The 24,344-nt window shown below is 63.4% G+C and carries 16 protein-coding genes; 10 read left to right on the top strand and 6 right to left on the bottom strand.

What is annotated here, in order from left to right; all coding sequences use genetic code 11:
• Positions 1–30 precede the first annotated feature (30 nt).
• From ASE26_RS03560 to ASE26_RS03535, 6 genes are all read right to left on the bottom strand, one after another.
• Positions 31–2,403, bottom strand: coding sequence for a beta-galactosidase (locus ASE26_RS03560; RefSeq protein ID WP_057245610.1), 2,373 nt, complete (start codon positions 2,401–2,403; stop codon positions 31–33).
• A complete protein-coding gene (locus ASE26_RS03555) occupies positions 2,400–5,546 on the bottom strand; it encodes a glycoside hydrolase family 2 TIM barrel-domain containing protein (protein ID WP_057245609.1) in 3,147 nt (1,048 codons plus the stop codon). Before ASE26_RS03555 ends, ASE26_RS03560 begins: the two co-directional genes overlap by 4 nt.
• A 118-nt stretch (positions 5,547–5,664) precedes the next feature.
• Positions 5,665–7,758: a TonB-dependent siderophore receptor gene (locus ASE26_RS03550; RefSeq protein ID WP_082591282.1), complete on the bottom strand. Its 2,094-nt coding sequence runs from the start codon at positions 7,756–7,758 to the stop codon at positions 5,665–5,667.
• Between the two features lie 68 nt (positions 7,759–7,826).
• On the bottom strand, positions 7,827–8,162 hold the full coding sequence (locus tag ASE26_RS03545; RefSeq protein ID WP_055936524.1) for a hypothetical protein: 336 nt from the start codon (positions 8,160–8,162) through the stop codon (positions 7,827–7,829).
• Between the two features lie 58 nt (positions 8,163–8,220).
• Positions 8,221–8,718, bottom strand: coding sequence for a hypothetical protein (locus ASE26_RS03540; RefSeq protein WP_055936527.1), 498 nt, complete (start codon positions 8,716–8,718; stop codon positions 8,221–8,223).
• Positions 8,719–8,720: 2 nt separating this feature from the next.
• The gene (locus tag ASE26_RS03535) at positions 8,721–9,818 is read right to left on the bottom strand and encodes a sialidase family protein (protein ID WP_057245607.1); all 1,098 of its coding nucleotides are present in this window, start codon (positions 9,816–9,818) and stop codon (positions 8,721–8,723) included.
• 197 nt (positions 9,819–10,015) lie between these two features.
• Here ASE26_RS03535 and ASE26_RS03530 point away from each other — a divergent pair, with 197 nt between their 5' ends.
• The 10 genes from ASE26_RS03530 to ASE26_RS03485 all read left to right on the top strand — a co-directional run bounded on the left by ASE26_RS03530 (position 10,016) and on the right by ASE26_RS03485 (position 24,342).
• Positions 10,016–12,667: a TonB-dependent receptor gene (locus tag ASE26_RS03530; protein WP_057245606.1), complete on the top strand. Its 2,652-nt coding sequence runs from the start codon at positions 10,016–10,018 to the stop codon at positions 12,665–12,667.
• A 6-nt stretch (positions 12,668–12,673) separates the two neighbouring features.
• Complete coding sequence (locus ASE26_RS03525) at positions 12,674–14,026, top strand: MFS transporter (RefSeq protein WP_057245605.1); 1,353 nt, start codon at positions 12,674–12,676, stop codon at positions 14,024–14,026.
• Positions 14,027–14,028: 2 nt separating this feature from the next.
• A complete protein-coding gene (locus ASE26_RS03520) occupies positions 14,029–14,973 on the top strand; it encodes a family 43 glycosylhydrolase (protein WP_057245604.1) in 945 nt (314 codons plus the stop codon).
• Positions 14,974–14,979: 6 nt separating this feature from the next.
• Complete coding sequence (locus tag ASE26_RS03515; RefSeq protein ID WP_057245603.1) at positions 14,980–15,960, top strand: aldose epimerase family protein; 981 nt, start codon at positions 14,980–14,982, stop codon at positions 15,958–15,960.
• An 86-nt stretch (positions 15,961–16,046) separates the two neighbouring features.
• Entirely contained in the window at positions 16,047–17,786 is a 1,740-nt protein-coding gene (locus ASE26_RS03510; protein ID WP_055936544.1) for an IlvD/Edd family dehydratase, read from the top strand.
• A gap of 9 nt (positions 17,787–17,795) precedes the next feature.
• Positions 17,796–18,788, top strand: coding sequence for an AraD1 family protein (araD1, locus tag ASE26_RS03505; RefSeq protein WP_057245602.1), 993 nt, complete (start codon positions 17,796–17,798; stop codon positions 18,786–18,788).
• Positions 18,785–20,356, top strand: coding sequence for an aldehyde dehydrogenase (NADP(+)) (locus tag ASE26_RS03500; RefSeq protein ID WP_057245601.1), 1,572 nt, complete (start codon positions 18,785–18,787; stop codon positions 20,354–20,356). Before araD1 ends, ASE26_RS03500 begins: the two co-directional genes overlap by 4 nt.
• 43 nt (positions 20,357–20,399) lie before the next feature.
• The gene (locus tag ASE26_RS03495; RefSeq protein WP_055936553.1) at positions 20,400–21,167 is read left to right on the top strand and encodes an SDR family NAD(P)-dependent oxidoreductase; all 768 of its coding nucleotides are present in this window, start codon (positions 20,400–20,402) and stop codon (positions 21,165–21,167) included.
• 108 nt (positions 21,168–21,275) lie between these two features.
• Complete coding sequence (locus tag ASE26_RS03490) at positions 21,276–22,805, top strand: alpha-N-arabinofuranosidase (protein ID WP_057245600.1); 1,530 nt, start codon at positions 21,276–21,278, stop codon at positions 22,803–22,805.
• Position 22,806: 1 nt separating this feature from the next.
• Positions 22,807–24,342: a glycoside hydrolase family 43 protein gene (locus tag ASE26_RS03485; RefSeq protein WP_082591281.1), complete on the top strand. Its 1,536-nt coding sequence runs from the start codon at positions 22,807–22,809 to the stop codon at positions 24,340–24,342.
• Positions 24,343–24,344: the final 2 nt, after the last annotated feature.

Below are 24,344 nucleotides of genomic sequence, written 5' to 3'. Positions count from 1 at the left end.
GTATGTATATCGATTGGGCATAGCGCCATATCATTCGCCCGGATCCACCAGTTGCGCGCCGACATAGGCATTGAAGCGGCGGATACGGCCCGTCACCTTGTCGTCTCCCTGGCGCGGCGTATAGCGGATGCCGGCCACTTCGACGGTCTTCTCCAGGTCGATCACCAGGCGGTGCGGGTGGGCCGGCGCCGGGGCTTTGCCTGCCAAAGCGGTGTGCCAGAAATCGCTGGCCTGGCCGTTGATGGCGTTCAGGGCCTGGCCGTCTTCGCGCCGGCCTTCCTCGCTGCTTACATAGGCGATAGTCCAGGAAGACTGGTTGATCGGCTGGCCTTTGGCGTCCAGCAGCGAGATCTCGGCCACCGCCGCATATTGCTTGCCGTCGAAGGCGTCCAGCGATTCGAGGCAGAACTGGCGCCCGCTGACCGGGGCGGTAAAACGCACGTCCTGGGTGGCGCTGCCGGGCTGGAACTGGCCGCTGTGGGCTGGCGCGACGCCTGCCAGCTTCGGCTTGGACTTGTTCGGTGGGCGGGGCAGGTCGCGTTCCGGCTGCAGGCGGTCGAGGATCGGCGTTTCCAGACCGCGCAGTTCGGCGCGCTGGGGGCCGGTCAGGTCGAGCACGACGACTTCATTGCGGCCGCGTTTCAGCCAGGGTCCGGGCAGGTACATGGTTTGTGTCGGCCCGATGCTCCAGTAGCGGCCCAGGCAGCGGCCGTTGATCCAGACCACGCCCTGACCCCAGGCCGACATGTCGAGGAAAGTGTCTGCGGGTTGTCTGGCGTCGAAACTGCCGCGCCAGAACGCGGGGCCGCGCGCGCGTTGCTGTTTCCATCGCAGCGGCGGCAGTACGCCGTCGGCATCGAAGTCGATGGCGCGGATCTCCCAGTTTTCGAGTGCCAGCGGGTTGCCGCCTTTGGGCTGGAATTGCACCGGCCCGTGCAGGCCTTTGCGGTCGTGCACTTCGGGGCCGAAATTGACGCGGGCAATCGTGTATAGCAGGATCTCCAGCGTGGCCGGCTTGTCGCGCGCCGGCAGTTCGATGCCGAAGCGGCGGTGGCGGGTGTCGAAAGTGCCAACCAGCCTGCCGTCAATGTGGACCCAGGCCAGGTCGCGCACTTTGGCGGCGGACAATTTGCCGGCAGGACCCGCAGGCAGCGTGACGCGGTAGGAAACCAGGCCGCGGCTGATGTCGTAGTGCTCGATCGGTTGCGGCGATGCGTCGCGTATCGCTTCTTGCGGCAGGCTGGCGAAGACCGCGGCGGATTCCTTGAGCGTGAAGGCTGGTATCGCCATCACCGGCTGGCGCGCCGGTGGCGGCGGCAGGGTTTCGCCGGGCCGGAGGAATGGCTCAATGCCTTTGCGGTAGGCCAGGAATTTCTCGCCGACCCATCCGGCTTCGCCGATCGGGGCATCGTAGTCGTAGCTGCTGGTGTCCGGGCGGAACGGACGGTCGCAGCCGCCCCACAGGCCGAAGGTGGTGCCGCCGTGCGCCATGTACAGGCTGAAGGATCCGCCCATCCTGAGCATCTGCTGGATGTCGGCGACCGCCTTGGTGGCGGCGCCGCGGCGGTGCGGGTTGCCCCAGGTGTCGAACCAGCCGGAGTAGTATTCGCCGCACATCAGCGGACCTTGCTGCACCGCCTGCAGGGCCTTGAAGCCGGCGTCGGGGTCGGTGCCGAAGTTCGCCACCGAGAACAGCTCGGGAATGTGGGTGCGCGGGACGGCGTTGGTCGGATTGCACTGGAACAGGGGGACGTCGAATTGCGCGTCGAGCAGGGCCTGGCGCATGGTGCGCATGTATTCCAGGTCGTCGCTGAAGAAGCCGTATTCGTTTTCGACCTGCACCATCAGGATCGGGCCGCCGCGCGTTATCTGCTGCGCGGCCAGCACGCGGCCGACTTCCGCCAGCCAGCGCCGGGCTGGCTTCATGAAGGCTTCGTCGCGGGTGCGCAGGAAGGTGTCGCTGCTGCTCTTTTTCAGCAGCCACCATGGCAGGCCGCCCATTTCCCATTCGGCGCAGGCGTAAGGGCCGGGGCGCAGGATGACCCACAGTCCCTCCGCCTGGGCCAGGCGGCAGAATTCGGCGGCGTCGCGCTGGCCGCTCCAGTCGTAGCGGCCTTCGCGCCATTCGTGGTAGTTCCAGAACAGGTAGGCGCAGACGGTATTCAGGCCCATGGCCTTGATGGCTTTCAGGCGGTGCTGCCAGTATTCGCGCGGTACGCGGGCGAAGTGCATTTCACCGCAGCGTATCTGCAGCGCTTTTCCGTCGAGCAGGAAGTCGTCCTTGCCGATGCTGAAGCGCGCGTTGGCTGCGGCGTGCACGGTGGCGGACATCGGCAGCAGGGCCGCCCCGGCGGTGGCGGCGGCGGCACCGGCCAGCACTCGGCGGCGGTATGGGTTGGTCATTGCGCGGCTCCTTGCGGTGCGATGGTGAACTGGTAGGTGGTCGGCTCCAGCTTGATGCGGTATTGCGTGTGCGGCCGGCCGACCTGGCTCCAGCCGGTGTCGCCGCCGACGCCAGTCTGCACTGCGTCGACCATCAGCGAGCCGTCGCCGTGCGGGCGGATGTCGGAGCTGTGCCAGGTGCCGCGCGGGCGCGGATACAGGTCTTCGTAAGGGAAAGCCAGGGCGTTGACCGATAACGGCTGCGTGCCGCGCAGCTGCAGTCCGGTGCCGGCGCCTTTCAGCGTCAGCCAGCGCACGCCGGTCTTGTTGCCGCTTTCCTGCGGACGGATATAGTCGTGATACTGGTCGGCCAGTTTGCCGCTGTAGCGGCCGAGCGGGGCGCCGGTAATGCGGTCGCTGTAAGATTCCTGCGGTCCGCGGCCGTACCATTCAAGCGTATCCAGCGCTGGATTGCTGTCGAATCGCATGCCGATGCGGAGCGGATCCGGCAGGTCGCCGCGCAACGGGGCGAAGGTGGCGGTGACTTGCACTGCGCCTTTGCTGTCCATGCGGTAGGTGGCGTCCCAGCGCGCGGAGCCGGCGCCGAAGATGTATTCGACGTGCACCGCGTCCTGCAGGATATCGAAGGCGCGGACATTGCGCTGTTCGCTGAATTGCTTCCAGATCGCGTGCGTTTTGCCGAGGCCCGTGCCGAGGTCGTTTTCAGTCAGTGCGCGCCAGAAGTTGGGCATGCCGCCGGTCAGCAACTGCTTGCCGCCAGCTGAATAGGCCAGCCTGCCGCTCGCCGCGTCGACCGCCAGCACTGCATCGCCTGCACGCAGTTCGACGCCGCTTCCTGCGCGCACCGGTGACACCCAGCCGCCCGAGGCCGTCACGGCGGCAGCGGATGGCGCCTGGAGCACGAACTGGCTGAAGCCGAGCACCATACCGGCCGGGACGCCGCGAATGGCGCCGGGGCGGGCTTTGGCACGCAGCGTCAGCACATATTCGTAGCGCGGATCACGCTCGAGCTTCGGCAGGACCAGCGCCACGTCAGCCGAAGACTGCGCGGGCGCATTGACGCCGGCCAGCGAGCCGCCGGCAAGCTGTATTCCGTCGCGCGCAACCGACCAGTCGAAATCAAACCCGGACAGGTCGGCGAAATCATAGCGGTTTACCACCCGCAACCGCCCCGCAGCCGGATCGCCCTCGAACACCACGGGCGAATAAACCTTCTGCACCTCGTAATACTCCGGGTCGGGCGTGCGGTCGGCCTGGATCAGGCCATCGCCCACTTCCGACATATCCTTGCGCGGATTCGGGCCATAATCCTCTCCCTGCGCCCAATAGCTGCGCCCCTGCTTGTCCTTCAACAGCATGGCCTGGTCGACCCAGTCCCAGATAAACCCGCCCTGCAGCTTGCGGTGCGAGCGGATCACCCGCCAGTAGTCCTCCATATTGCCAACGCTGTTGCCCATGGCATGCACATACTCGCACTGGATCATCGGCTGCTTGTAGCGCGGATCCTGCGCGTAGTCGATCATCTTTTCGATCGGGTCATACATCGGCGCATAGATGTCGACATAATCGTTCGGCAGATGCTCTTCGCCGATGGTGCCGTGGCCGAGGTAGCTGAGCAGCCGGTCCGGATCCTGCTCGCGCACCCATTTGGCAGCGCGTTCGAAGTTGGGACCGGTGCCGGCCTCATTCCCCAGCGACCACAGGATCACGCTGGGGTGGTTGCGGTCGCGCTGCACCATGCGGCTGACGCGGTCCAGGTGCGCCGCCGCCCAATAGGGCTGGTAGCCGAGCTGTATCTTCTCGCGTTCGCCCGGGATGTGCCGCACGCGGTCGCCCATGCCCATGTACTCGTGGGATTCGATGTTCGCCTCGTCCATCACATACAGGCCGTATTCGTCCGCCAGGTCGTACCAGCGCGGATCGTTCGGATAGTGAGAGGTGCGGACGGCGTTGATATTGGCCTGCTTCATCAGCTCCATATCCTTGCGCATCGATTCTTCCGACATCACGTGGAAAGTGTGTGGATCGTGCTCGTGGCGGTTGACGCCCTTGATCATTATGCGCTTGCCGTTGACGCGTACTTCGCCGTCCTTCACCTCCACGGTGCGGAAGCCGACCACGCGCGAAGTAGAGGAGACCAGCGCACCTTTGGCATCATGGAATTCAAGCAGCAGGCGGTACAGGTTTGGCGTCTCTGCCGACCACTGGCGCACGCCCGGCACTGTGCCGTGCAGCGCTTCGGCCTTGCCGGCGGTGACTGCGGTTTCCAGCGACAGCACGGCCTTCCCGCCATCCAGCAGGGTGGCTGTCAGCTTGCCTTGGGCGGCCCCCGCAAACTCGGGCTGCAGCGTGAATTCGCCGTCGCGGTAAGAGGACTTGTCCAGGGTAGCGCGCACCGCGTAGTCGCGCAGGTGGGCTTTTTGCTCGGCATACAGGTAGACGCTGCGCTCGATGCCGGAGACGCGCCAGAAATCCTGGTCCTCGAGGTAGGAGCCGTCGGCGAAGCGATACAGTTCGATGGCGACCACGTTGCTGCCGGGGCGCAGGAAGCGCGTCAACTTGAATTCGGAAGGCAGCTTGGAGTCTTCCGAGTAGCCAACTTTCCGGCCATTGACCCAGATGTAGTAAGCCGCACCGGCCGCACCGATATGCAGGAAGACATCGCGACCATCCCAGTTAGCCGGCAGGTCGAAGTTGCGGCGGTACGAACCCACTTCGTTCATGCTGTGCAGGATGTAAGGCTGGTTGGGCGGGAAAGGGTAGTCGCTGTTGTTGAACAGCGGCTGGCCATAGCCCTGCGCCTGCATCATGCCCGGGACCTGGATGGTCTTCCAGCGGCTGATGTCGAAGCCGGGCTTGTAAAAGTCCACCGGCCGCGATTCCGGCGTGCGCGAGTAGGCGAACGACCAGCTGCCGTCGAGCGAGAGGAAATACTGCGAAGCCGCCTTGTCGCCCTTCAGCGCAAGGTCGCGCCGCTCGAAGTTGAAAAAGGTGGTTTTCATCGGCTCGCGGTTCACTTGAACCACTTCCGGTTGCTCCCATTCGGCATGCTTGGTAGCGGGAGCTGCGCTGGCGGCCAGGGGGAAGGCTGCCGCCAGCGCGCTGGCCAGGGCCAGCAGGGCGGGGAATCGCGGTGTCGTCATCGGTGTCTCGTAGTTTTGTGTGTTGGACGGTATCCGGCAGCACAATCCTACGGTCGACAGCAATAGCTTACCAATGGCTTATTTCGCGGCTCCTATATCGGTTTGATATACCGCTTCCTTAAAGCCTGAAGGTCAGGCCGGCATACACCGAACGGCCCATCCCGCGCACGCCGGTCCCATAGGGAACGCCGTTCAGCGCCATGGTCATGCCCTGGCCGACATAAGCGCCGCCCAAAGGAAGCTCATAGCGCCGGTCGAACAGGTTTTCCACGCCGAAATCCAGCTGCACTTTGTTCCAGCCATAGCTGGTGCGCAGGGCTGCCAGTGCGTAGCCGCCGGTTCGCAGCTCGTTGTGCAGGCTGGAGACGCGATCCTTCGACGTGACGGCCTGCAGCTCCAGCACATTGCTCCAGGCGCCGAGGCGATGGTTCAGCGCCAGGCGGGTGTTCAGCGGCATCATGTTGTACAGCCTGTCGCCGGTGCTGCGGTTCTCGCCGCGCACGTAGTTGACCAGCATGTCGCCCGACAAGGTGCCGTAGCCGCCCGATGCCAGTGCGGCATGCGCCGATACCTCGGTGCCGTACAGGCGTGCATCGACGTTGGCGAAGCGCAGGTTGACGAACACGTTCGGCTTGCAGGTGGTGAGGCAGCGCGCGTCGATGTAGTCGTTGACCCTGGTGTAGAAAGGCGAAATGGCGAAGGACCATTTCTCCTGTGCCGGATCGTGCCATTCGATGCTGCCGGTGGCCATATGCGCCACTTCCGGCCGCAGCGATGGATCGCCGACATAGCCGTTGCCGTCGCCGGCGATATTCACCATGGCCATCGCCATGCCCCCGGTCGACCAGGTGTAGCGCTCATACAGGTTCGGTGAGCGGGTCTTGCGGGCGTAGCCGAACTTGACGGTCATGTCTTGCGAGGGCACGTAGCGCGCCTGGGCGGTCAGGTCCAGGTTATGGTCGTCGCGTTTGCGGTCGAGGGCGTTGAAGGCCGAAGCATCCTTGTTATAGCCGGAGTTATAGCCTTGCACCTTCCCGGTATCGCTGGTGACCAGTTCACCGCGCACGCCGAACTGGGTGAACCAGGCCGGATTCCAGCGGCGGTCCCATTCCGCGAAGGCGCCAAGGCGGTCGCGCTGGCCGTCGCGGATATTCCAGAAGGTGTCCGGCGCCATGCCGCCGCCGGAAGGATCCCACCAGTCGTCCAGCCGGTAGCGGCGATAGTCGGCGCCGACGCGCAGGGTATCGGGCTGCGACAGCGGGATGGTGGCCTTGACCGAGAGGCCGGTGTTCTTGCCTTCGGTATCCATCGGCATGCCGGGAATGTTCTTCTTGGCGCCGTACCAGAACTGCTTGTCGGGGCCGAAGTTCATCGCGTGGCGGGTGTGTTCGTGGTAGGCGCGGCCTTCCAGCGTGCCCCAGCCGAAGCGTTCGAGGTAGCGCAGGTTGGCCTGCTCGCTGTCGTTGCGGGTCAGGTCCATGCGCTGGTTGGGGAAGCCCTGGTAGGGCATGCGCTGCACGCCGAGCTTGAGTTCCAGCAGGCGCGCTTCGGAGCGCATGGCCAGGGTCAGCGAATGATTGCGGGAATCATAGGCGGAGGAACCGATTTCCTTGCCGCTGCCGTCTTCGTAATTGTGCGCCTTGATCGCGGCGCCGCGATAGCTGGCAGAGAACGTGTCGCTGGCCATGGTCGCGGCCAGACTGGCGTCACGCACGTTGCCGTTGCCGCGGTAGACAAAGGTGGCCTGGCCTTCAAGCAGCTGCTTGCCGGCTTCTGCGAATTTCGGGTCGGCGGAGCGTACGCGAATGGTGCCGCCGACACTGTCGCCGCCGACGCTGACGGGCGTAATGCCAGGCAGCACCTGGATCGATTCAACTTGCGATGGCGCGATATACGACAGCGCGGGATTCATGTGGTTGGCGCAGGCCGATACCAGGTCCATGCCGTCGACCTGGATGCGCAGGCGGTCGTCCGCCAGGCCGCGGATCGAGGGCAGGCCGGATACGCCGCCGCCGCTGACCATGCTGACGCCAGCCACGGATTGCAGCAGGTTTGCGGTATCGCTGGGGAAGCCTTTCTTGCTGACGTCTACTTGCATGACGTCGGGGTTGGTGCCGGTGATGATGACGCTGGGGAGGGTGGTTTGCGCGTAGCAGGGAAGGGCGGTAGCAACAGACATTGCAAGCAGATGCTTGCGTAACTGCGGATTCATTTTTATTCTCCGGTGTGACGTATCGTGCGCCGCCGGGGGCGGCGGCGCATCTGGAATAAGAGCAGGTGTCACACTGCGGATGGAGGTCCACGCGCCTGGTGCGGCAGATGGGATTCGCCATCGTACTGCGCCGCGATGATAGCGGTCCGAGGACCTGTGAGGTCGTGCGGTGCGGGAGCGGAGGGCCTGTTGTAGCCTGGTGCCGTGGCCGGTGCGCTGCATAGCGTGCACTGGGTGAAGCAGTCCGTCATCCCATGTTGGTCGTGGCCGTCGTGATGTTCCGCGCATGCTGCGTGATCCATCATCGGCATCGCTGCCTGCGCTGCGGCTGCGTAGCCTTGCAGTGCCACATACAGCAGCAACAGCAGGGTGACGAAGCGGCGAGTGGTGCAGTGCGAGAACATGTGCCCATCGTAGCGATTGGGCTGTTGCCAAACCATGAACTCGGTCAAGTTTTCGCGATTAACGCATCTTTTCAATCAGGGCGGGCGTGATGACGCCGGAGTGCGCGATGCGCTGCCCCTGTGCGTCGTACCAGTAGCTGCGCGGTTTTTCGCCGCGCCAGCGTGGATCGATGGCGTAGCGCAAGCGCTCCGGCGCCAATTCGCCGAAGCTCCAGGCATCGGCCAGCAGGTCAATGCCCGACAGGCGCTTCTTGACCATTTGCGACAGGGCCGCGTCGGACAGCGGGTCGGTGGTGATGGTGACGATGTCGAAGCCAGGGCTGGCGGCTCGCGCTTTCGACAGCACATCAAGGCTGTGCTGGCAGAATTCGCAATCCATGGACCAGACCAGGACCACGAAGGGCTTGCCTTTGTGGCTGGCGGCGATCTGCTCGACGCTTTGCGGGTCGAAGGATTTCAGGCCGGCAGCGTAGGCGGATGGCGAAGCCGCCAGCGCGGCCAGGGCCGCGATGGCTGTCGCCACGACTGCGGCGGCAAGTGGGTGGAGCATTTTCATGATCAGTCCTCGAGTTTGCGAACAACGATGCCTTCATCGGCGGTACGCCACAGCAGCCAAAGCTCGGCGCCGCGGCGCACGATGTGCGGATGGTCGGAGCCGCCCTGCGTGGTGGCGACGGTATGCTTGCTCCAGTTTGCGCCGCCGTCGGGCGACACCTGGGTGTGGATGGCGGTGGCCTTGCCATCGAATTCCTTCCAGGCGACGGCGACGCGCTGGCCGGCCGCAGCTACTTCTGCATGCTCCGCCTGCGGGCCGCCAAGGCGCATCAACTGCCCGTTCCCCGAATAGAACACGCCGCCTTCTTCGCCGGCGGCGCTGAACCAGGCCTGGTGGCGCTGGCCCTTGCCGTCGAAGGCCAGCGAGGGGCCGTGGTGCGGGCAGGCGTCGATCTTCCAGCCGTCCTCCGTTGCGCGCGCTGGCGCGGCGGGCAGTCCATTGGCCGGCAGCCAGGCCACCGCATGGTCGCGGATGTTCGGTTCGAAGATGTGGCGCCACATGGCCGCGACCCGTCCATCGGGCGCCAGTGCGGTGGCGATGCGGCAGCATTCGCAGCTGTGGTCGGCCAATTTGGCGTCGTCACCGAAACTGGCGCCGCCGTCGCTGGAGACGGCGTAATAGACCGCGATGCCGCGATAGGGGCGCTGCGCCGCCTGGGCGGCATCCTTGTCGCGCTGGTCCAGCCAGGCCAGGAAGATGCGGCCTTGCGGGTCGACCTGGATCTCGTCGAAGCGGTGGCCGCTCGGGGCACGGTCGCGCTGCACGGTGTACGGGGCCGAAAAGGTCTGCCCGCCGTCCAGCGACCGGATGAAGCGGATATTGCCACTGTGGTGTTTGCCCAACGCCTGGGTGTAGCTCAGATAGAGCTGGCCTTGCGGGCCGATGGCGATTTTGGGGCGGGTTTCGCCGCTCGCTTCCACCGTTTCCGGCTTGGGCAGCACCTGGCGCGCAGGCGTCCAGCTGCGGCCTTCGTCGGCGCTCGATTGCAGCACGATGCCGTTGTCGCCGGTGTGGGCAACCCACAAGCGGCCCTGCTGGTCAAAGGCGCCCGAGGTACCAAGGGCGGAAGCGGCAAGGGCCGCCAGGAGTGTCAGGTTCATGTCGCGAGGTGGCTGGATGGGTATTGCCAGTCATAATCCTGCATGTCCCATACCTCTTTCCATGACCCAGATCAACCGGAACGTGATATCGATTTTGATATCGAACTTTGAAAAAAATTGATTAGTTTGTTCTCGGTGATTTACCTAAGATAAGTTTCAAGACCAAGTAGCTTACAAAAACTATAGTCAGGAGACTTATGAAGCGCCACGCATACGAGCCTGGGCAGGCTGCGCCTCGCCGCCCGGTTGCACTCAAGGTATCTGTCGCCGCACTGGCCGGCATCGGCTTATTCAGCGCCATTCCCTCCACCGCGCAGCAGGCGCCCGAAAGCGAGGTCGCAGTAGTGCAGGTGAGCGGCGTGCGTGCCGCGGCCCAAAGCTCGCTCGCTATCAAGCAGAAGGCTGACAATGTTGTCGATTCCATCGTCGCCGACGATATCGGCAAATTCCCTGATACCAACGTGGCGCAAACCCTGGCGCGCATCCCCGGCATCCAGGTCCGCCGCGACGCCGGCGAGGCGAATTCGGTCCTGATCCGCGGCCTGCCCGGCATTGCTACCATGCTCAATGGCCGCGAAATGTTCACCACGACCGGCCGTTATATCCAGTTGGCCGATATCCCGTCCACCATGCTGCAGCGCGTGGATGTGTATAAATCCCAAAGCCCGGAACTGGTCGAAGGCGGCATCGCCGGCGCGATCGATGTGCGCACCAACCGCCCCTTCGATTTCAAAGGCTTTACGCTGAGCGCCAACGGTGGCGTGAAGAACCAGGACAAGGCGCACAAGACCGACCCTGAAGCCAATGGCCTGGTTTCGAACCGCTGGAAAACCGGGTACGGCGAAATCGGCGCCCTGTTCGGCGTGTCCTATGTCCGTAACAACTTCCACGAAGAGCGCAGTTTCAATACCTTCCCGATCTCCAAGGACTGGCTGCTGCCAAACCTGACCGCACCCGACCTGGTCGGCATGCAGGGCATTTACGGCGAGCGCAAACGCACTGCCGAGAACTTCGCCCTCCAATGGCGCCCGAACAAGGACACCGAGATTTACGCCGAAGGCTTCTATTCGCGCTACAGGAACCAGGACGAAACCGACTTCTTCGTCGGCTTGCCGTGGTGGGCGGACGGTTCCGGCATCGGCGGCACCAAGATTCCCGGCACCGACCAACTGGACGAACTGACGTCGCACAACGCCAACACCATCCTGTCGACCCAGGCGCGCGCTTCCCGCAACACCACCTGGCAGAGCGCGATCGGCGCCAAATGGCATGCCGCACCCGGCCTGCGCCTGAGCACCGAGCTGGCGCGCACCAAGTCGAAATACGACTGGCGCAACCCGATCCTCGATACGATGGTCACCGTGCCGGATGTCTTCCTGAAGACCAATGTCAACGGCGGCGCCTTCATGCGCTACGGCGGCATGGACATGACCGATCCGAAGAACGTCTACCTGTTCCAGTACTTCGACCGCTACGGCAACGACAAGGGTGCGTCCACCGACTGGCGTGCCGACGCAAGCTACACGCCGGACGGCAACGGCATCTTCCAGGAATTCAGTGCCGGCGTACGCTTCAACAAGCGCGATGCGGAATCGATCAAGTCGGTCGAGGGCAGCGCTGGCGCGCCGGATGCGTTCAATCCGGCCACCCGCGTCTCCGCGGCAAGCCAGCCGGGCATGAGCTGCACCAACCGCGAGCTGTCGCAAAACTATGGCACTGCCTACTGGTACACGCCTTGCGCCGGCTTCCTGTTGAATAACACGGGCGATGTGCGCAAGGCCGTCACCGGTTCCAGCACCGCCAAGGCGCTCGACCAGGGCTCCTTCTTCTCTGTCAATGAGAAAAACATCGCCTTCTACGGCAAGGCGCGCCTGGGCTTCGACATCGGCGGCCTGCCTGTCGACGGCGTTGTAGGTGTGCGCGTGTCCAAAACCGACTCTGACCTGCTGGGCTACAGCATGGTCAACGGCGTGCCGGTCGCCACACCGAAAGACAGTTCCGGAACCGATACGCTGCCTAGCGCCTCGTTCAAGGCGACGCTGCGCAAGGACCTGATTGCACGCCTGGCATACGCCAAGACGCTGAGCCGCCCTGAGTTTTCCCAGCTCAATCCGGGAACCGCGTATGTGAACTCGAACGGCACTACGGTGCAGGCCTCCGCCTCAGGTGGCAACCCGGACCTGAAACCGGTGACCGGCCAGAACCTCGATGCAGCGCTGGAATGGTATTTCGCGCCGGCCGCCATGGTGAGCGGCACAGTGTTCCGCCACAATTTCGACGGCTACATCGTCAGCCGCGCCGTGCCTGAGGTCTACCAGGGTATCAACTACCTGACCGGCCGCCCATTCAATACCGATAGCGGCCACCTGCAAGGCGCCGAGCTGGCATACCAGCAGTTCTATGACAAGCTGCCGGGCTGGTTCAGTGGTTTCGGCACGCAGTTGAACTACACCTATATGGAAGGCGAAGTGACGGCGGCTGCGGTCGGACCGGGCAAACTGCCTTTCCCTGGCATGTCGAAAAACTCGTATAACATTGTGCTGTTGTATGAGAAGTACGGCATTTCGGGCCGCCTGGCGTATAACTGGCGTTCGAAATTTACGCAGGTTTATGGCGATACTTCGGCAATTCGCGGTACTGCCCCCCAGCGCAACCTGGTCGCCGCCGCTACCAGCAGCCTGGATGGTTCGCTCAGCTACAAGTTCAGCCCGAACCTGTCGCTGACGCTTAGCGGAACCAACCTGCTGAACTTCAAATACAAGGACTACTGGACCGACGCCAGCGTGTATCCACGCGATATCCGCCGCTACGACCGTACCGTAGGCCTGATGCTGAACTGGAAGAACTGATTTACCATGCAAAAGCAAAAGATGTCGGTGCTCGAAAAGGCGGGCTTTGGGGCGGGGGATGCGGCGCTCAATGTCGTGATTTCCTCGATGATGCTGATCATTACCTACTTCTACACCGACATCTATGGCTTGCGCACGCAAGACCTGGCGCTGTTGTTCGTGCTGGTCAAGGTAGTGGGAGCGGTGGCTGACCTCACCATGGGCCAGATCACCGACCGCTTCACCAGCCGTTTCGGGCGCTACCGTCCCTACCTGCTGTGGCTCGCGGTCCCTTATGGCGTAAGTATCCTTTTCGTGTTCTCCACGCCGGACTGGGGCTATGACGCCAAGCTGGTATGGGCATATTCCACCTACATCATCATGACGGTGATGACAGCGGGTGTCGGCATTCCCTATATTTCCCTGCCAAGCGCACTGACCAGCGATCCGAAGGAAAGCCTGTCGGCCAATGGCTACCGGCTGTTCTTCGCCAAGATCGGCGCCTTCCTGGTCACCATCGTGGTGCCCCTGCTGTCCGAACGCTGGGGCGAGGGCAGCGCTGCGCACGGCTACCAGATGGCGATGGCGGTGATGGCGGTGCTGGGCGTGGCGCTGTTCCTGTTCTGCTTCTTCACCACCACCGAGCGCGTACACCATGTGGTGGTACGCCAGTCCCTCGGCGAGCAGTTGAATGTACTGATGAAAAATGACCAGTGGCTGATCCTGTGCGGCGTTTGCGTGACCGGCACCATCGGCTACGTGGTGCGAGGTTCGGTGGCGATCTATTACGCCAAGTATTACCTGGGCCTGAATACGGCGCAGGTCTCCGCCTTCCTCTCCACCGGCGTGGTGGCGGCCATCCTGTCGATGATCGCTTCAACCTGGATCACCAAGGTCTATTGCAAGGTCAAACTGTTCCGCTGGACCCAGCTGGTCGTGGCGGCCATCAGCGTGGCGATCTACCTGCTGGTCAAGCCGGGCGATGTGATGCTGGCCTTCGCGCTGTTCTTCGCGCTGTCCTTCATCGTCGACTTGCATGCGCCGGTATTCTGGTCTGCCATCGGCGAAACCATCGATTACGGCCAGGTCAAGACCGGCAAACGCGTGTCCGGCTTTGCCTTCGGCGGCATCTCGGTGTGCCAGAAGGCGGGCATGGCGATCGCCGGCGGCCTGGTGGGCATCCTGCTGACCTATTTCAACTATGTGCCCAACCAGGCGCAATCCGAATTCGCACTGAACGGCATCGCCCTGATGCTGTCGGTGATTCCAGGCTTCTTCCACTTGCTCATGGGGCTGTTGATGTTCGCCTACCGCATCAGCGACGAATACTACGGCACCGTGAAAGAGAGCATGAAGTCCCATGGCTACGTAAGCGCTTGAATATGCAAAAACTGACTCCCCTGATCGAGCAGCGCGCCGATCCTTACATCGTTCGCCACGGCGACGGCTATTACTACTTTACGGCCTCGGTGCCGCAATACGACCGCATCGAATTGCGCCGCGCTACCAGCATCGAGGGCTTGCGCGATGCGCCGGCCGTGGACGTTTGGCACAAGCCAGACACCGGCGCCTATAGTGAATTGATCTGGGCGCCGGAACTGCACTACAACCAGGGTGCCTGGTACGTCTATTTCGCCGCTGCGCCCAGCCGCGAGATCAAGTACCAGCTGTTCCAGCACCGCATGTACGCGATCCGCAACAAGAATGCCAATCCGCTGGAAGGCGAATGGGAGTTCATGGGCCAGGTCGATTCCGGGATCGACACCTTCTGCCTGGATGCGACCACCTTCACCCACAAGGGCAAGCTGTACTACCTGTGGGCGCAGAAGGACAATGACATCGAGGGCAATTCCAACCTCTACATCGCCGAGATGGAGACGCCGTGGCAGATCAAGGGCAAGCCCGTGATGCTGACCAGGCCGGAATTCGACTGGGAGATCCGCGGCTTCCGGGTCAACGAAGGCCCCTCTGTCCTGCAGCGCAACGGCAAAGTGTTCATCAGCTATTCCGCCAGCGCTACCGACGAGAACTACGCCATGGGCCTGCTGTGGGCCGGCGCCGATGCGGACCTGCTGGACCCTGAGGCGTGGACCAAGTCGCAGGAGCCGGTACTGCAAACCTGCTTCGAGCACGGCATCTACGGCCCTGGCCATAACAGCTTCACCGTGGACGCGGACGGAAATGTGCTGCTGGTGTACCATGCCCGCACGTACACGGAAATCGTCGGCGATCCGCTGTGGAACCCGGACCGCCATACTTTCGTCAAGCCGCTGCGCTGGGATGCGCAGGGCATGCCCGTCTTCGGACGACCATCTGTTATCGAGTAATCACACATGATCCAGAGCGCGCCATTCGGCCACGCACCGGACGGCTCGCCGCTGTCCCTGTTCACCCTGACCAATGCCCAAGGCATGGAGGTCAGGATCACCAATTACGGCGGTATCGTCACCCATATCTTTGCGCCGGACCGCGACGGGCAATTGGCCAACATCACGCTGGGTTTCGGGACGGCGGCCGAGTATTTCGGCCGTTCACCTTATTTCGGCGCCTTGATCGGGCGTTGCGGCAATCGCATTGCGCAGGGCCGCTTTACATTGGACGGCGTCGAGCACCAGCTATCCGTCAATGACGGCAACAATCACCTGCATGGCGGCGCGCAGGGCTTCGACAAGGTTGTCTGGGACGCTGCCGTGGAAGGCGACGCCCTGGTGCTGCGCTACCGCAGCGTCGATGGGGAGCAGGGCTATCCCGGCAACCTGGACGTGCAGGCGACTTACACGCTGGACGACGATGGCGCGCTGACGGTTGACCTGCGCGCCAGCACCGACCGCGCCACGCCGGTCAACCTGACGCACCACGCCTATTTCAACCTGGCCGGCAGCGGCACCATCAACGACCACCAGATGTGGATCGATGCACCGCATTACACGCCGGTCGACCAAGGCTTGATACCAACCGGCGAACTGGCTCCGGTAGCCGGAACGCCGTTCGATTTCAGCGCGCCGCGCGCGATTGGCGATGCGGTGTATGACCATAACTTCGCGTTGGCGCCGGCGCCGGGAATGCGCTGCGCGGTACGGGTGCGCGAGCCGGGCTCCGGGCGCCAGTTGGAAGTACTCACTCACCAGCCGGGCATCCAGTTCTACAGCGGGAATTTCCTCGACGGCGCGCTGGGCTTCCCCTACCGCGGCGGCTTTTGCCTGGAGCCGCAGCACTTCCCTGACGCGCCCAATAAACCCCGGTTCCCGAGCGTGATCCTGCGCCCTGGAGAGGTGTACCGCAACACGCTGGCTTTCCGTTTTTCGCGATACTGATTTCGATATTGGTATCGACAAATAAGTCATTAGAAATATATTGCTCTGAGCCGTAACATTTCCTCCATCGATAAGCGGAGGAATCCATGTCAGAGACAAAGAAAACGATAAAACTGCGCTCGGCCGAATGGTTCGGGACGCAGGACAAAAACGGCTTCATGTACCGAAGCTGGATGAAGAACCAGGGCATCCCTGACCACGAATTCCGCGGCAAGCCAATCATCGGCATCTGCAATACCTGGTCCGAGCTGACCCCGTGCAATGCCCACTTCCGCCAGCTCGCGGAGCACGTCAAGAAGGGCATCCTGGAGGCGGGCGGCTACCCGGTTGAATTCCCGGTGTTCTCCAACGGCGAATCCAACCTGCGCCCAACGGCCATGCTGACACGTAACCTGGCCAGCATGGACGTGGAAGAATCCATCCGCGGCAATCCGATGGATGCCGTGGTCCTGCTGGTGGGCTGCGACAAGACCACCCCGGCGCTGTTGATGGGCGCCGCTTCCGTCGACCTGCCGACCATCGTCGTGACCGGCGGCCCTATGCTGAACGGTAAATTGAACGGCAAGGACATCGGCTCCGGCACCGCCGTGTGGCAGCTGCACGAGCAGGTCAAGGCCGGCGAAATCACCATGCACCAGTTCATGTCGGCGGAAGCGGGCATGTCGCGTTCCGCCGGCACCTGCAACACCATGGGCACCGCCTCCACCATGGCCTGCATGGCCGAATCGCTGGGCACTTCGCTGCCGCACAATGCCGCGATCCCTGCGGTCGATGCGCGCCGTTACGTGCTGGCGCATATGTCCGGCATCCGTATCGTCGAAATGGTGTGGGAAGACCTGCGCCTGTCCAAGATCCTCAAACGCGAAAACTTCGAGAACGCGATCCGCGTCAACGCCGCCATCGGCGGGTCGACCAACGCCGTGATCCACCTGAAAGCGATTGCCGGCCGTATCGGCGTGCCGCTGGAACTGGAAGACTGGACCAAGGTTGGCAAAGGCATGCCGACCATCGTCGACCTGATGCCGTCCGGCCGCTACCTGATGGAAGAGTTCTACTACGCCGGCGGCCTGCCGGGCGTGATTCGCCGCATGGGCGAAGCTGAGCTGCTGCCGCATCCGCAAGCGCTGACCGTCAACGGCAGGACCATCGGCGAGAACTGTGCCGAAGCGCCGATCTATAACGACGAAGTGATCCGCCAGATCGACAACCCGCTGATTGCCGACGGCGGCATCTGCATCCTGCGCGGCAACCTGGCGCCGCGCGGCGCGGTGCTGAAACCTTCCGCCGCTTCGCCGCACCTGATGCAGCACCGTGGCAAGGCCGTCGTGTTCGAGAATTTCGACCACTACAAGGAACGCATCATCGATCCGGACCTGGAGGTTGACGAGAACTCGATCCTGGTGATGAAGAACTGCGGCCCGAAAGGTTATCCGGGCATGGCGGAAGTGGGCAATATGGGCCTGCCGCCCAAGCTGCTGGCCAAGGGCATCAAGGACATGGTGCGCATTTCCGATGCGCGCATGAGCGGTACGGCTTACGGCACCGTGGTGCTGCACGTCGCTCCGGAGGCGATGGCCGGCGGCCCCCTCGGCGCCGTCAAGGATGGCGACTGGATCGAACTCGATTGCGCCAACAACAAGCTGCAGCTTGAAATCAGCGACGAGGAAATGACGGCGCGCCTGGCCGAGCGCGCTGCGCAGCAGGAGCCGCCCAAGTCCGGCTACCAGCAACTGTATATCGACCACGTGTTGCAGGCCGACGAAGGTTGCGACTTCGACTTCCTGGTTGGCTGCCGCGGTTCCGCCGTGCCGCGCCATTCGCACTAAGGAGACCATATGCTGCTCGTACAATTCACCAACGAAGGCGGTTCCCGCCGCGTAGCCTCGCTTGACGGCGATACGCTGCGCATGCTGGACGGCGTCTACACCACCTATGAACTGGCGCAGCGCGCCATCAGCCGCGGCAAGGGCCTGGCCGAAGTGGCGCAGGCTGCCATCGGTACCACGGTCGCCAGCTACGAAGCCGTGGCAAGCGCCGGCCGCATCCTGCCGCCGCTGGACCACGTCGACCCGGCGCACTGCTATGTGACCGGCACCGGCCTGACCCACCTCGGCAGCGCCGATGCGCGCGACGCCATGCACCGCAAGATCGGCGGCGACATGGAAACGCTGAGCGATTCCATGAAGATGTTCCGCCTTGGCGTGGAAGGCGGCAAGCCTGCTGAGGGCCAGCGCGGCGTGCAGCCTGAATGGTTCTACAAGGGCGACGGTTCGATCGTGGCCGCCAGCGGCCAGGCGCTGGCCATGCCGGAGTTCTCGCTCGATGGCGGCGAAGAGCCTGAGATTGCCGGCCTGTATGTGATCGGGGAAGATGGCCAGCCTTATCGCCTCGGCTTCGCTATCGGCAACGAGTTTTCCGATCACGTGACTGAGCGCCAGAACTACCTTTACCTCGCGCATTCCAAGCTGCGCAACTGCGGCCTGGGACCGGCACTGCGCGTGGGTGAGCTGCCGCAGCATATCGACGGCGCCTCGCGCATCGTCGGCAAGGATGGCGCGGTACGCTGGCAGAAGGCCTTTGTCAGCGGCGAACAGAATATGTCGCACACCATCGCCAACCTGGAATACCATCACTTCAAGTACGGGCTGTTCTGCCGCCCTGGCGATGTGCACATCCATTTCTTCGGCACTGCCACCCTGAGCTTCGCAGACGGCATCTCCGTGCAGCCGGGCGAAACCTTTGAAGTCGAAGCCCCATCTTTTGGTCCAGCGCTGCGCAATCCGCTGCGCGTGCAGGAATCCCGTTACAAGAAAGTGAGCCAACTATGACGATTACCGGCCAGGCCATGATTGGCGGCGTTGCCGTGCGCGGGGAGGGCGGCTCGCAGCGCGCCTTCAATCCCGGCACCGAGCAGCAGTTCGGCGAGGAATTCAACGCGGTCAGCGTGGAACAGGTGAACGAAGCCTGCCGCCTGGCCGGCGCTGCCTTCGATACCTTCCGCTCCTCCAGCGATGCCGCGCGTGCGGATCTGCTGGACGCGATTGCACGCAACATCGTCGACCTCGGCACAGAGCTGATCGAGCGCGCCATGGCGGAAACCGGCTTGCCGCAAGCCCGCCTGGAAGGCGAACGTGCCCGCACCTGCAACCAGCTGAAGATGTTTGCCACGCTGCTGCGCGAAGGTTCCTGGTGCGACCCGCGCATCGATGTCGCCCTGCCGACCCGCACTCCGCCGCGCGCGGACCTGCGCTACCGCCTGATCGGCGTCGGTCCGGTCGCAGTGTTCGGCGCCTCCAACTTCCCGCTGGCGTTCTCGGTTGCCGGCGGCGACACCGCTTCCGCGCTGGCCGCGGGCTGCCCGGTCGTGGTCAAGGCGCACTCCGCCCACCCTGGGACTTCGGAGCTGGTGGCGCGTGCCGTGGTTGCGGCAGTCGCCCAATGCGGGTTGCCGGCCGGCGTATTCGCCCTGCTGACCGGCAGCGGCAGCCATATCGGCCAGACGCTGGTGGCCCATCCTGCCATCCAGGCGGTTGGCTTTACCGGCTCCCGCGGCGGCGGCACCGCGCTGATGGCCACCGCCGCGGCGCGCAAGCAGCCAATTCCCGTATATGCGGAAATGAGCAGCATTAACCCGGTGTTCCTGCTGCCGGAAGCACTGGCAGGCCGTCCGGACAGCATTGCCGCCGGCTTCGCAGCCTCGCTGACGCTGGGTGTCGGGCAGTTCTGCACCAATCCCGGCCTGGTGCTGGGCATTGAAGGCCCGGGCCTGGAGCGCTTCTGCTCCAGTGCCGCGCAAGCGTTGGCGGGCGTCGCGCCGGGCACCATGCTGAGCGCCGGTATTGCCGGCGCCTACCAGCGCGGCGTGCAGGCGCTGGCTTCGCACGGCGACGTGGAAACCGTCACCGCTACGGCGCATTCCGGCTGCAAGGGCGGTGCGGCGCTGTTCCGCACCGGTGCGCAGGCTTTCCTGTCGCAGCACGCGCTGTCGGACGAAGTGTTTGGACCGGCTTCGCTGGTGATTGCCTGCCGCGATATCGACGAAATGATCGCCGTGGCGGAGCACCTGGAAGGGCAGTTGACCGCAACCTTGCAGATGGCCGACGGCGATGCAGGGGCGGCGCGCAAGCTGTTGCCTGTGCTGGAGCGCAAGGCTGGGCGCATCCTGGCTAACGGTTACCCAACCGGCGTGGAAGTGACCAGCGCCATGGTGCACGGTGGTCCGTTCCCGTCCACTTCGGACGGCCGCAGCACCTCGGTCGGCACGGCGGCGATCTACCGCTTCCTGCGCGCGGTGTGCTACCAGGACTTGCCGGCCGCGCTGCTGCCACCGGTGCTGCAGGATGCAAATCCCGGCAATACCTGGCGTCGCCGCGACGGCGTTCTTGGCCAGCACTAAAGCGGCTTACCGGTTCTAAAAAAGAAAAAAAACTGGAGACACTATGACAATCACTGCCAACTACCCGAGCCTGCAAGGCAAACGGGTATTTGTCACCGGCGGCGGCACCGGCATCGGCGCCAGCATCGTTGCGGCCTTTGCGCAGCAGGGCGCCGTGGTGGCGTTCGTGGATATCGCGGCCGACGCCAGCAGCGCCCTGTGCGATGCAGTCGCCGCGGGCGGCGCGCCGCGGCCCCGGTTCCGTGCTTGCGACATCACTGATATCCCGGCTTTGCAGCGTACGATGAAGGAATTTGCCGCTGAAATGGGGGACTTCGACGTCCTGGTCAACAACGCTGCCAACGACCAGCGCCATAGCGTCGAAGACGTGACCCCGGAGTACTGGGACACGCGCATCGCCATCAACCAGCGCCCCCTGTTCTTCACCTGCCAGGCAGTCCTGCCGGGCATGAAGAAAAAGGGCTGCGGCTCCATCATCAACATCAGCTCCATCTCCTGGCACGCCAAAGGTGGCGGCTACCCTGTCTACGCTACCGCCAAAGCCGCATCGCACGGCCTGACGCGCGGCATGGCGCGCGACCTGGGCAAGCACAACGTGCGCGTCAACACCGTTACGCCGGGCTGGGTCATGACCCAGCGCCAGGTCGACCTGTGGGTCGATAAGGCGGCGGAGGAAGAAATCGCCCGCAACCAGTGCCTGCCGGGCAAGCTGCTGCCGGAGCATATCGCTGCCATGTGCCTGTTCCTGGGCGCGGACGACAGCGCCATGTGCACCGCGCAGGATTTTATCGTCGACGCAGGCTGGGTCTGAGCACGCGCCGCACCGAACCGCGGCTTACCGCCCCAGGCAAGCAGAAAATCACGATGCAGCCACGCGGCCGCTTCGTTGCGGTATTCAAACAATAATCAAGGAGATGCTATGAAGAAGACGATGATCGCGTTGGCCATGCTCACCGCAGGCCTTGCGCAAGCTGCCACCACGGTAAAGATCGATACCGCCAAACCCGGTCCGGTAATCAACAAGGACGTCTATGGCCAGTTTGCCGAGCACCTTGGGTCCGGCATCTACGGCGGCATGTGGGTAGGCCCGAAATCAAAGATTCCCAATACGCGCGGCTGGCGCAATGACGTGATCGGCGCGCTGAAGAACCTGCACGTGCCGCTGGTGCGCTGGCCGGGCGGCTGCTTCGCCGACGAATACCATTGGCGCGAAGGCATCGGCCCGCGCAACAAGCGCCCGGTCAAGATCAACACCATGTGGGGCGGGGTGGACGAGGACAATGCCGTCGGCACCCATGAATTCTTTGACCTGGTCGAACAAATCGGCGCGGACGCCTACGTGAACGGCAACCTGGGCACCGGCTCACCGCAGGAAATGGCGGAATGGCTGGAGTACATGACGTCGGATAACAAGTCGACCCTGCCGGAGCTGCGCCGCAAGAACGGCCGCGACAAGCCGTTCAAAGTCGCCTATTTCGCTGTCGGTAACGAGGCCTGGGGCTGCGGCGGCAATATGAAGCCGGAATACTACGCAAACCTGTACCGCCAGAGCGCCACCTTCCTCAAGACCCCGCCGGCGGGCCGTCCGAAGTTCGTCGCCAGCGGCGGCAATGACAGCGACACCAGCTGGACCGATGAGTTGAGCAAGTCGGCCAAGAATATGACGGACGGCATCAGCTTCCACTACTACACCATCCCGACCGGAAAATGGGAAGTGAAAGGGGCGGCGACTGGCTTCCCTGCCAACGAATGGTTCTCGACCCTGCAGGCGACCATGCGCATGGAAGACCATATCCGCAGCAACGTGGCGGTCCTCGACAAGAACGATCCCGAGAAAAAGCTTGGTTTCTACGTCGATGAATGGGGCACCTGGTATGACGTCGAGAAGGGCACCAACGCTGGCTTCCTGTACCAGCAGAACACCCTGCGCGACGCAGTGGTTGCGGCGTTGAACTTCAATATCTTCCACGATCACGCCGACCGCGTTCGCATGACCAATATCGCGCAGATGGTCAATGTGCTGCAGGCCATGGTGTTGACCGACAACGAGAAGATGCTGCTGACCCCAACCTACCACGCCTACGAGATGTATGTGCCGTTCCAGGGAGCGACCACCTTGCCGCTGTCCCTGGAAGGCAACCGCAAGTATGCCTCCGGCGACAAGAGCATCCCGCAGGTGAGTGCTTCGGCGGCACGCGGCAAGGACGGCAAGGTCTATGTGGCGCTGGTAAATACCCACCCAAGCGATGCGGAAGAAGTCAGCATCGCCGGCGTGGGCGAGGGCAAGGCCAGCGCTCGCGTGCTGACCGCCAATGAAATGGATGCGCATAATACTTTCGCCAAGCCGGATGCTGTAAAGCCGGCACCGATCGCCGTGCAGGCCAGCGGCGGCAAGCTGACCGTGAAGATGCCTGCCAAGTCTGTCGTAGTGGTGGCAATCGGGGGCTGAGATGGAGAACATCTCCGTGCAGCGCCGCATGCTGCTGCGTACGGCGGCAGCGGGCGCGGTGATGGCAACGGTCGGCGGCTGTGGCGGTGGCGGTGGATCGTCGTCGGCGACTGCCCCTGCCGCTGCGCCGCCAGTCACGCCGCCGGCGGTGCAGCCAAGCACCACGGTCGCGTTCACCGGCGTCTCGGTGCACGACCCATCGGTCATCAAGGCGGCCGAAACCTATTATGTGTTCGGTTCCCACCTGGAGGCGGCCAGGAGCACCGACTGGATGAACTGGACCAGGATTGCGGATGGCGTGAATGCCGGCAATCCGCTGTTCAACAATGTGACGGCCGCCTTGTCCGAGGCATTGGCTTGGGCGCAGGCGGACACGTTGTGGGCACCCGATGTGGCCAGGCTGGATGACGGTAAGTTCTACATGTACTACTGCGCCTGCAAAGGCGACTCGCCGCGTTCCGCCCTCGGCCTGGCGGTGGCGGACAAGGTAGATGGACCTTACGTCAACAAGCAGCTCTTGCTGAAATCTGGCATGTGGGGCGAGGCCAGCCCGGATGGCACCGTCTACGATGCGACGAAGCACCCGAACGTGGTAGACCCGAACGTCTTCCGCGATAACGGTGGCAAGTTGTGGATGGTGTACGGCTCCTACTCTGGCGGCATCTTCATCATGGAGATGGACCCGGCGACTGGCCTGCAGAAGCCGGCCCAGGGCTATGGCAGGCACCTGATGGGCGGCAACCATGCGCGCATCGAGGGCGCTTACATCCTGTACAGCCCTGACAGCAAGTACTACTACCTGTTCGTATCATTCGGCGGGCTGGATGCCAACGGCGGCTACAACATCCGCGTCTCCCGTTCCCTGAACCCGGACGGGCCCTACGTGGATGGCGCAGGAACCGACATGGCGACCGTCAAAGCCAATCCGGCGTTGCCGTTGTTCGATGATGCCAGTATCGCACCGCATGGCCAGAAACTGATGGGCAACCACCAGTACGTATTGGCAAGCGGCGAGACTGGTACCGCCCTGGGCTACGTGTCGCCTGGCCATAACTCGGCCTATTACGATGCAGCCGCGGGCAAGTACTTCCTGGTCTTCCATGCCCGTTTCCCGGGGCAGGGCGAGGCGCACGAGGTGCGCGTGCACGAAATGTTCATCAACGCCGATGGCTGGCCGGTCGTCGCCCCGTTCCGGTACGTACCGCTGTCGAAAAACGCAATTACGCTGTCGGCGGACGTCAGCGCGGCTGATGCTGCCGGTATCTACAAGGTGATCAACCACGGCGAAGACATTTCGGCGGTCATCAAGCAATCGCAGGTCGTGACCCTGGCGGCTGGGGGGGCTGTGAGCGGTGCGATCGCCGGCAACTGGAGCCACTTGGGCGGTAACAAGGTCAGCATCGCGTCGACCGACGGCACGGCCTACAATGGCGTTTTGTCGCGCCAGTGGAACACCAATGGCAATGCCTTCGAAGTGACCTTCACCGTGCAGTCGAAGGCTGGCGTTTCGCTTTGGGGCGCGAGGATGGGGAACTGATT

Source organism: Duganella sp. Root198D2, assembly GCF_001428585.1.
Taxonomy (GTDB): Bacteria; Pseudomonadota; Gammaproteobacteria; order Burkholderiales; family Burkholderiaceae_D; genus Rugamonas.
Note: the sequence above shows the minus strand (reverse complement) of the source record. Positions and strands in the feature narration are given on the sequence as shown.

Coding starts and splice junctions, on each gene's coding strand:
- ASE26_RS03500 (WP_057245601.1), top strand. CDS start 18,785: ATGACGATTACCGGCCAGGCCATGATTGGCGGCGTTGCCGTGCGCGGG.
- ASE26_RS03495 (WP_055936553.1), top strand. CDS start 20,400: ATGACAATCACTGCCAACTACCCGAGCCTGCAAGGCAAACGGGTATTT.
- ASE26_RS03485 (WP_082591281.1), top strand. CDS start 22,807: ATGGAGAACATCTCCGTGCAGCGCCGCATGCTGCTGCGTACGGCGGCA.
- ASE26_RS03545 (WP_055936524.1), bottom strand. CDS start 8,162: ATGTTCTCGCACTGCACCACTCGCCGCTTCGTCACCCTGCTGTTGCTG.
- ASE26_RS03550 (WP_082591282.1), bottom strand. CDS start 7,758: ATGAATCCGCAGTTACGCAAGCATCTGCTTGCAATGTCTGTTGCTACC.
- araD1 (WP_057245602.1), top strand. CDS start 17,796: ATGCTGCTCGTACAATTCACCAACGAAGGCGGTTCCCGCCGCGTAGCC.
- ASE26_RS03510 (WP_055936544.1), top strand. CDS start 16,047: ATGTCAGAGACAAAGAAAACGATAAAACTGCGCTCGGCCGAATGGTTC.
- ASE26_RS03560 (WP_057245610.1), bottom strand. CDS start 2,403: ATGACCAACCCATACCGCCGCCGAGTGCTGGCCGGTGCCGCCGCCGCC.
- ASE26_RS03555 (WP_057245609.1), bottom strand. CDS start 5,546: ATGACGACACCGCGATTCCCCGCCCTGCTGGCCCTGGCCAGCGCGCTG.
- ASE26_RS03525 (WP_057245605.1), top strand. CDS start 12,674: ATGCAAAAGCAAAAGATGTCGGTGCTCGAAAAGGCGGGCTTTGGGGCG.
- ASE26_RS03530 (WP_057245606.1), top strand. CDS start 10,016: ATGAAGCGCCACGCATACGAGCCTGGGCAGGCTGCGCCTCGCCGCCCG.
- ASE26_RS03490 (WP_057245600.1), top strand. CDS start 21,276: ATGAAGAAGACGATGATCGCGTTGGCCATGCTCACCGCAGGCCTTGCG.
- ASE26_RS03535 (WP_057245607.1), bottom strand. CDS start 9,818: ATGAACCTGACACTCCTGGCGGCCCTTGCCGCTTCCGCCCTTGGTACC.
- ASE26_RS03515 (WP_057245603.1), top strand. CDS start 14,980: ATGATCCAGAGCGCGCCATTCGGCCACGCACCGGACGGCTCGCCGCTG.
- ASE26_RS03540 (WP_055936527.1), bottom strand. CDS start 8,718: ATGAAAATGCTCCACCCACTTGCCGCCGCAGTCGTGGCGACAGCCATC.
- ASE26_RS03520 (WP_057245604.1), top strand. CDS start 14,029: ATGCAAAAACTGACTCCCCTGATCGAGCAGCGCGCCGATCCTTACATC.